Here is a 6,551-nt window from a genome sequence, read left to right on the forward strand (position 1 = left end):
ACCTCCAACGGCAATGTCTCACTTTTTGCGAGGTAAGCTCACAATATGCCTGAGACTTCTTCTTTATCGGAATTGAATCCGGTGCCCGGCACTGTATTGGAACTCGTTAGGAAATTGGTCGACGAGCCTTGGCCACGGTGCGATGAAGAACGCGAAAATCTCTTTGCTCGCCTTGGATTCAAATCTGGAGATCGGGCTGAGCTAGAGAATGATGAATCGCCACACCAGATAACTGAGCTGGATATGGGCCTAGATGGACAACCTCTCAGTACCTGGGACACGTACAACGGACAGTTTCTAGGTGTAACCGTCCATCTCTACAGCACTCAAGAATCCTGCGACCCGGCTACGCAAAGTGGATTCAGCGAACTAAGGATGCGACTCACCGAGCTCTTCGGAATACCAGAGCATCCATGGGACGGCACTAAAGTACTTCCCTGCATTTGGAATTCCAACGGCTGGACGATCACCATGCACCTCTTTGATCGCCGGGACAGCAGCGTGATGCTGAGCGTGAATGATACGTCAGTAGCCGCCATTGCGGAGGCCGACGCAATATCCAGATAATCAATCGCAGGAATACTGCAAGGAGCGCCTGCGTGGAAATTGCCGGTCCCGTAAACCGAACCCTCATCGGGACAGAGTGTTGCGAGTTTGGCGCGGAATCAACCAACGAGCGGACATCGCATGGCAACACGAGGCCACTGATCTAATCCAATGGAGGCCTCATGCTTTCGGATTCTCCTCAGACCTGGGGACAGCTGACTCGTCGGAACAATATCAAAGCCCAAACGAGCATAGTAGGGCGCGTTCCAGGGAACTTCGGCAAAGGTGGTTAGCGTCAGCGCGGCATAACCCTGTTGCCTCGCCCATTTTGCTGCCATCTCGATGAGCTGGCGGCCTATCCGGAGGCCCGCATGAGTCGGATGTACTGAGACTTGCTCTATATGAGCAACGTCGTCTATTAGATCCAGAAGAAGGTAGGCAATGGGCTGATCGAAATTATCTGTGTACACCCATGCTCTACCCTGACTTTGATACCGAAGGAAATCATGAATGGGCATCGTTTCACCGTCGGCAATTGATGCCATGCCTTCGCCGACGAAGACAGNNGGGAGCAAGCGAACATCATCGACCTGTGCAGCGCGGATCATGAAAGCCATTAAAGCACACGGCACTTCAACGCCTTCCGTCCTACAAGTCGTTCCGGAGGGGGGAAAGCTTAGCGGCCATTTTAATGGCATGGAACGCGTTTTGTTCTCCGTATTCGGAAGACCGTGCCTGCATTACTGCCGGAAATAGGGGTCACTGGCAGAAGGCGAGCCCGCCCCTGTTGGTTCCCACCCGTGGAGCCGAGCCATGCCGATTCCGCCTTCATAGATGTACTCGACCCAGATCACGACGTAGCGACCGCGCCGGTTAGCTTCTGCCCATGCAAGCACGTCGTCTATGCTTTCCGCATTCTCCAGACGGTTCTCGTCGCTGGCGCGGGTTTCGTCCCAGAAATCCACCCGATATACGGGGTGGTGCTCTTCCTCGTTGACATATCGTGGGTCAACACCAGTAACCTTCATGTTTTTCGTGCCCATGAGCACACTCTACGTGCGTGGCCCGGCATTCATCAGAGACCCACGCACTTCAATTGAGGAACCCTATACGGGGCATCCGAACCTTATTTCGGTGGTCCCCGATATTAATTGGTCAACTGAGCAGTTATTTCGGTCCTGTCCTTCGACCTTGAGATGGGCAGCGCCGCTAAACTACATACGATTGGATTATCGCTGGAATTGCGGTGGCGACAGAGACCAACGCGAGTACACCAATCCCATACCCGATTACCAACGCGAAAATAGCCAGCCAGCGCCCCTTCCCACCGGAATGCGCAATCTGGTTCAATGCAACATGCCCAGCACCTACGGCAAAGATTGCCAATCCTGAAAGTCCTAAGAACCAAAGGCCTACGAGTGCCACCACGGACAACATCAAGGACGCCACCGATAGCTTGTTTAGGCTCTCCACGTCTGTATGAATCGCTTCTTCATGGGTAGGCATTACGTTCCTCCGTGTCTCGGTGTTCGGTTCGTGTTTATGCATGAGCCTAGCTCGAATCGCCACAAGAGGAACGTTCAGTGGGACACTCGGGCTCCACATATTTCACGACAAAGCGTAGAAGCACCAGGCTTCGCCGAGCAAGGGGCATCGCAACAACTTCAAGGCTATTGCACTTATCTTTTCAGCTAAGTAGATTAGCCTTATGACATCGCGACTCGTAACGAAATACTTGCAGCTCCCAACGCAGGGGAAAATTGCCTACGACATCCAAGGCGCAGGGCCGCTCATCCTGCTTGTTCCGGGAATGGGCGAACTGCGGTCTACATACCGCTTCCTAACCCCAGCGCTTGTTGCCGCCGGATACACCGTTGCCACAACGGACCTGCGAGGACACGGGGACAGCGATGCCTCGTTCCCTAGCTACGGCGACGTCGACACGGCCGAGGATATCGAGGGGTTGCTACGGAAACTGGGTGGTCCCGCCATCGTTGTCGGCAACTCGATGGCTGCAGGTGCGGCAGTAATCGTTGCGGCTGAGCACCCCGAGCTCATCAGTGGACTCGTTCTGATCGGCCCCTTCGTTCGCCAACCATCCACGAACGCCTTCGAGAACCTCCTCTTCCGGATCATGATGGCTCGTCCCTGGGCACCAGCGGCCTGGAAAGCTTATCTGCCTACCCTCTACGCCGGCACCAAGCCCGCGGACTTCGCCGAATACCGCCAGGCAGCAATCAAGAGCATGAAACGACCCGGCTACAGAAGGGCCTTCTGCCTCACCACGCGCACCGACCACCTACGGGCAGGCGAATGCCTAGCCGCGGTGGATTCGCCGACACTTGTCCTCATGGGAGAGAAAGACCCGGACTTCAAGGACCCCACGGCCGAAGCAGACTGGATCGCGCACACACTTCACGGATCTGCCGTCATCATTCCCGAGGCCGGCCACTATCCCCAATCGCAGCAACCAGGGATTACCTCGACCGCTATTATCAAGTTCCTCAGCGCGCTAACCAATCATGTCTAGGCCCGGACTGAACAGAACGATAGTCGTCGAGCGGGCGGCGCTGATTCTCGACCGTAGCCTAGACGGATTGAGCCTTTCCGTCCTGGCAGAGAGCCTAGGTGTGCGGACCCCATCCCTCTACAAGCACATCGACGGAATGCCAGGCCTGCAACGCGACATCATGCTCCGTGCCAAAACGAGTCTGGCCCACGTCCTCGGACAATCTGCCATCGGACGCTCCCGAGACGATGCCATCAGGGCGCTGGCGCTTGCTTATCGTCGTTGGGCACTGCAACATCCCGGACAGTACCCGATGACGGTACATGCGCCCGCTTCCGGCGACGACGATGACGCTAGTGTCTCATCGTCAATCTCTGACGTCGTTTTCAACGTCCTCGAGGGCTACGGGCTCCTCGGGGACGACGCTGTGGATGCCACACGATTCCTTCGGTCCTCGCTCCATGGCTTCGTTGATCTTGAAACGCGCGGGGCATTCGAGCTTCCTGTGGACCTGGAGCGCAGCTTCGCCAGACTGACGGAGAGCGTCGTCGTCGCCCTGGACACTTGGTCTCGGTGATGCTTGTACATAAGGGGTTAAGGGGTAGCGATGGAATCGCGACTGCCTATCCATGGGGGAACCCTCTACGGGACGCGTTGCCGTCGACTGGAATGTGACTTCTGGATTTTTAGGTCAGGCGTCGAGGGGCAGGTTTCCGAGGACTGAATCCATGGCTTTCAGGGTCTTTCCCATGGCTTCTATTTGATCTGAGATTCTGGCACGTTCGCTGATCAAGCGCGCTCGGAGGATTGGTGTTTGGGACGCTGTATCGGTCATGCACGGCAAGATATCTGCAATGGTCGAGCTGCACAGCCCTGCTTGGAAAAGGTCGCGGATGAGTGCCACGCGCTCCACTGCTTCGTCCGTGTATATGCGTTGGCCGCTGCTAGATCGCGTGGAAACGAGGAGATGTTGTTCTTCGTAATAGCGAAGTGACCGTGGACTCGCTCCGGTTGCCTCGGATAATTGGCCAATTCTCATCGGTCGCTTGCCCCTCACATTGATGTCAGGTCCTAGTCTATCGAGCATGACTACACAACAGCCTGAAACTGCCCCTGTCCTACAACTACGCGTCATCGTCGAGGCCGAAGACTTCGACGCCGCGATCGCCTTCTACCGCGACACCTTGGGCCTGCCTGAACAAGCCGCGTTTGAGGGCGATGGCGACGCAAGGGTTTCGATTCTGGACGCTGGGCGTGCCACCCTCGAAATCTCAAACCCGGCCCAGAAGCGGATGATCGACCAGGTCGAGACCGGCTCACGGCAAGGCCCCGGTATCCGGCTTGCCTTTGAGGTCACGGACGGGCACGGCGTCACCACCAAACTTGCTGAGGCAGGAGCAACCGTTATTGCCGAACCACGCGAGACGCCCTGGCGATCTCTGAACGCACGGCTAGAAGACCCCGCCGGGCAACAGATCACCGTGTTCGAGGAATTGGAAGACATCGCAACGCGCACCGACCGCGAAGGCTTTGGAACAGCAGCAAGCAGGTAACACCCCGGACTCGATTAAGTTCGGGGCGCACCCCGCAACATGGGTCGAAGTTTCAGCGGCGCGGCGGAACTATGCGTTCTGAAGCCGAAGAACCGTGTCGATCTGCACCTTTGCGCCGAGTGGAAGCGCCGCTACCTGGATCGTTGTCCGAACCGGGTACGGCGCTTCCAAATGCTTGGCATAGACGGCGTTGATGGCTGCAAAATCCTTGTAGTCCGTCAAATAGATTGTGGTGCGCAGAAGGTCCGATGTGTTCAATTCAATCTCGCCCAGCAGCGTCTCCAGGTTCTTCATCATGGCTTCGCACTGTTCAGCGACATCGTCCGAAACGAGCGTCCCGTCATCCGTACGCTGGCCGATGATTCCTGCGGTATACCCTGTGTCACCGTGTTGTACGAAATGTGAAAACGGGGCCGTGGACTGGTGAAGGTTTGGACTGAAATGGTGCTTCGCCATGGTTATTTCATTCAACTTTCAAAAGAATATGAGGGCGTTAAGAATAGTCCAACACTACATCGGGGCATCAGGAAACAATCCTGTGTGTCGATTGGCATCGAGGTTCTTAAGTGCCGACCAGATCGACCCGTAAGACGGTCCCCGAGAGGAACGACCGTAAGAGGAACGCTCTGCGGGACGGACGAGACGCTTGGTCTGCTCCTCGGAGCCCGCAGGCAACCCGGGCCGCCCCCGGGTGGCTCATGTGAAAAGAATCGTGATCAATCCTGTCTGGATCAGGTGCACCAGCAGCCCCAGTAGACTGCTGGCGCCGATCCCGATCGCAGCTCCGGAGAGAACTTTTCCGGCCGGCCGTCTTGAGCCAAAGAATCCAATGACGATGGCTGCGATGTCAAGGGCGACCATGGCGGACCAGATTGCTATCTGAACCGTGTAGACGTCACCCAAATCGCCCCGGGCCACCGCTTCCCTCGCGCCGTTCTCTCCAACGTAGGGGGCCATCAAGGTGACTGTCAGGGCGATCAGCGCGACCACGATGGCGGCGCGCCCGAGCTTGCCGGAATGCGACTGTGCACTTTCCCGAGGCATGTTACCGTTCGAAGGGTTGTCCGTGAGGGTCTTTGATGTGTTCATGCTGCTGAACCTGCCTTGGCTGGATGCTTCAGAATTTGCACGATTCCCCAACTGTGCCGCTCCACGGCCACGACGTGGATGGTGGCGGTCAATTTGTGGCTGAAATCCGGTAGGACAGATGCCGAGGAGGCCTAGTCGGATATCGCGCTCTATGTGCATGAGCCTAGAGGGGGCGATCGTAATGATCCACCGAATTTTCTAAAAGTTACTGGTTTGTTATTTTCAGCAAGAAAATGATGTTGTCATTTTCGACGACGACCGCAGTGAATGCCCGGAGTGGTCTGTACCGTCTATTTTCGTCCGAACGGGGAACCTTGACCGGGCATGTTGAGGCAATCACTGCATGGAAGCTTATGGTGGTGTCATGCCTCGTTTATCCGACGCATGACACCACCGCTATTCGGTTAGGCCAATTCGAGGAACCCGAGTCGCTTATATAGCTCCAGCGCAGCACCGGAAGTTCCATCACCGATCCGGAGACTCAGCGTGTCCGCGCCATGCTTCTTACACGCAGACATGGCAGCGGTAATCAAGGTGCGGCCCAGTCCATGCCCCTGATGCCGAGGATCAACAAAAAGATCGATGATGAATGGGCCGAGTAAGTCTTCATCCCAGATCGACTCCTTGACAACAAAGATCGCCCCAATCGGCGTTCCCTGTTGCATTGCGACAAAAGAAGCATTTTCGAGGAGCTGCCCATACTCGTGAGCGAAGGTTTCTTCCATCTCGGATTGCGCTTCTTCAAGAGTTCCGGCCGCAATGCCAGGTGGGTATGCTGCGAAATACGCATCAGCTAGTGCTGCCGAGGATGATGATTCTGCATGGCAGATATCTGGCTCTTCAGGAATAAGAGT

General features: G+C 56.2%; 11 protein-coding genes. 4 read left to right on the plus strand and 7 right to left on the minus strand.

Annotated features, from left to right (window positions below; all coding sequences use genetic code 11):
* Positions 1-45: 45 nt before the first annotated feature.
* Complete coding sequence (locus CIK74_RS00650; protein ID WP_141392820.1) at positions 46-567, plus strand: hypothetical protein; 522 nt, start codon at positions 46-48, stop codon at positions 565-567.
* A gap of 98 nt (positions 568-665) precedes the next feature.
* On the opposite strand, the gene CIK74_RS00655 is transcribed toward CIK74_RS00650, so the two are convergent.
* The 3 genes from CIK74_RS00655 to CIK74_RS18875 form a co-directional block, all read right to left on the minus strand.
* Positions 666-1,163: a GNAT family N-acetyltransferase gene (locus CIK74_RS00655; RefSeq protein ID WP_205738216.1), complete on the minus strand. Its 498-nt coding sequence runs from the start codon at positions 1,161-1,163 to the stop codon at positions 666-668.
* Between the two features lie 123 nt (positions 1,164-1,286).
* A complete protein-coding gene (locus CIK74_RS00660) occupies positions 1,287-1,589 on the minus strand; it encodes a hypothetical protein (RefSeq protein ID WP_096253782.1) in 303 nt (100 codons plus the stop codon).
* Between the two features lie 166 nt (positions 1,590-1,755).
* Positions 1,756-2,052, minus strand: coding sequence for a DUF4190 domain-containing protein (locus CIK74_RS18875; RefSeq protein WP_096253783.1), 297 nt, complete (start codon positions 2,050-2,052; stop codon positions 1,756-1,758).
* 202 nt (positions 2,053-2,254) lie between these two features.
* On the opposite strand from CIK74_RS18875, the gene CIK74_RS00670 reads away from it, so the two are divergent.
* Positions 2,255-3,076 carry an alpha/beta hydrolase gene (locus CIK74_RS00670; RefSeq protein ID WP_096253784.1) on the plus strand — a complete coding sequence of 274 codons (822 nt, stop codon included), beginning with the start codon at positions 2,255-2,257 and terminating at the stop codon, positions 3,074-3,076.
* Positions 3,069-3,632 (plus strand): TetR/AcrR family transcriptional regulator, encoded by a 564-nt coding sequence (locus CIK74_RS00675; RefSeq protein ID WP_096253785.1) that lies wholly within the window; start codon positions 3,069-3,071, stop codon positions 3,630-3,632. Before CIK74_RS00670 ends, CIK74_RS00675 begins: the two co-directional genes overlap by 8 nt.
* Positions 3,633-3,746: 114 nt before the next feature.
* Here the strand turns inward: CIK74_RS00675 and CIK74_RS00680 are convergent, their stop codons facing one another.
* Positions 3,747-4,190: a MerR family transcriptional regulator gene (locus CIK74_RS00680; RefSeq protein ID WP_343251913.1), complete on the minus strand. Its 444-nt coding sequence runs from the start codon at positions 4,188-4,190 to the stop codon at positions 3,747-3,749.
* Between CIK74_RS00680 and CIK74_RS00685 the strand changes: the two genes are divergently transcribed.
* Positions 4,141-4,608 carry a VOC family protein gene (locus tag CIK74_RS00685; RefSeq protein WP_096253786.1) on the plus strand — a complete coding sequence of 156 codons (468 nt, stop codon included), beginning with the start codon at positions 4,141-4,143 and terminating at the stop codon, positions 4,606-4,608. The two genes, CIK74_RS00680 and CIK74_RS00685, sit on opposite strands and share 50 nt — an antisense overlap.
* Positions 4,609-4,677: 69 nt before the next feature.
* Here CIK74_RS00685 and CIK74_RS00690 read toward each other — a convergent pair whose 3' ends face one another.
* The 3 genes from CIK74_RS00690 to CIK74_RS00700 form a co-directional block, all read right to left on the minus strand.
* The gene (locus tag CIK74_RS00690) at positions 4,678-5,064 is read right to left on the minus strand and encodes a RidA family protein (RefSeq protein ID WP_096253787.1); all 387 of its coding nucleotides are present in this window, start codon (positions 5,062-5,064) and stop codon (positions 4,678-4,680) included.
* A gap of 240 nt (positions 5,065-5,304) precedes the next feature.
* Positions 5,305-5,697: a hypothetical protein gene (locus CIK74_RS00695; protein ID WP_096253788.1), complete on the minus strand. Its 393-nt coding sequence runs from the start codon at positions 5,695-5,697 to the stop codon at positions 5,305-5,307.
* Positions 5,698-6,101: 404 nt separating this feature from the next.
* A partial coding sequence (locus CIK74_RS00700) for a GNAT family N-acetyltransferase (protein ID WP_096253789.1) occupies positions 6,102-6,551 on the minus strand: 450 nt, incomplete at its 5' end.

This window comes from Glutamicibacter sp. BW77 (assembly GCF_002332285.1).
Classification (GTDB): Bacteria; Actinomycetota; Actinomycetes; order Actinomycetales; family Micrococcaceae; genus Glutamicibacter; species Glutamicibacter bergerei.

Excerpts from the sequence above, each read along its gene's own strand:
- CIK74_RS00650 (WP_141392820.1), top strand. The coding sequence starts at position 46 with ATGCCTGAGACTTCTTCTTTATCGGAATTGAATCCGGTGCCCGGCACT.
- CIK74_RS00660 (WP_096253782.1), bottom strand. The coding sequence starts at position 1,589 with ATGGGCACGAAAAACATGAAGGTTACTGGTGTTGACCCACGATATGTC.
- CIK74_RS18875 (WP_096253783.1), bottom strand. The coding sequence starts at position 2,052 with ATGCCTACCCATGAAGAAGCGATTCATACAGACGTGGAGAGCCTAAAC.
- CIK74_RS00670 (WP_096253784.1), top strand. The coding sequence starts at position 2,255 with ATGACATCGCGACTCGTAACGAAATACTTGCAGCTCCCAACGCAGGGG.
- CIK74_RS00675 (WP_096253785.1), top strand. The coding sequence starts at position 3,069 with ATGTCTAGGCCCGGACTGAACAGAACGATAGTCGTCGAGCGGGCGGCG.
- CIK74_RS00685 (WP_096253786.1), top strand. The coding sequence starts at position 4,141 with ATGACTACACAACAGCCTGAAACTGCCCCTGTCCTACAACTACGCGTC.
- CIK74_RS00680 (WP_343251913.1), bottom strand. The coding sequence starts at position 4,190 with ATGACGCGTAGTTGTAGGACAGGGGCAGTTTCAGGCTGTTGTGTAGTC.
- CIK74_RS00690 (WP_096253787.1), bottom strand. The coding sequence starts at position 5,064 with ATGGCGAAGCACCATTTCAGTCCAAACCTTCACCAGTCCACGGCCCCG.
- CIK74_RS00695 (WP_096253788.1), bottom strand. The coding sequence starts at position 5,697 with ATGAACACATCAAAGACCCTCACGGACAACCCTTCGAACGGTAACATG.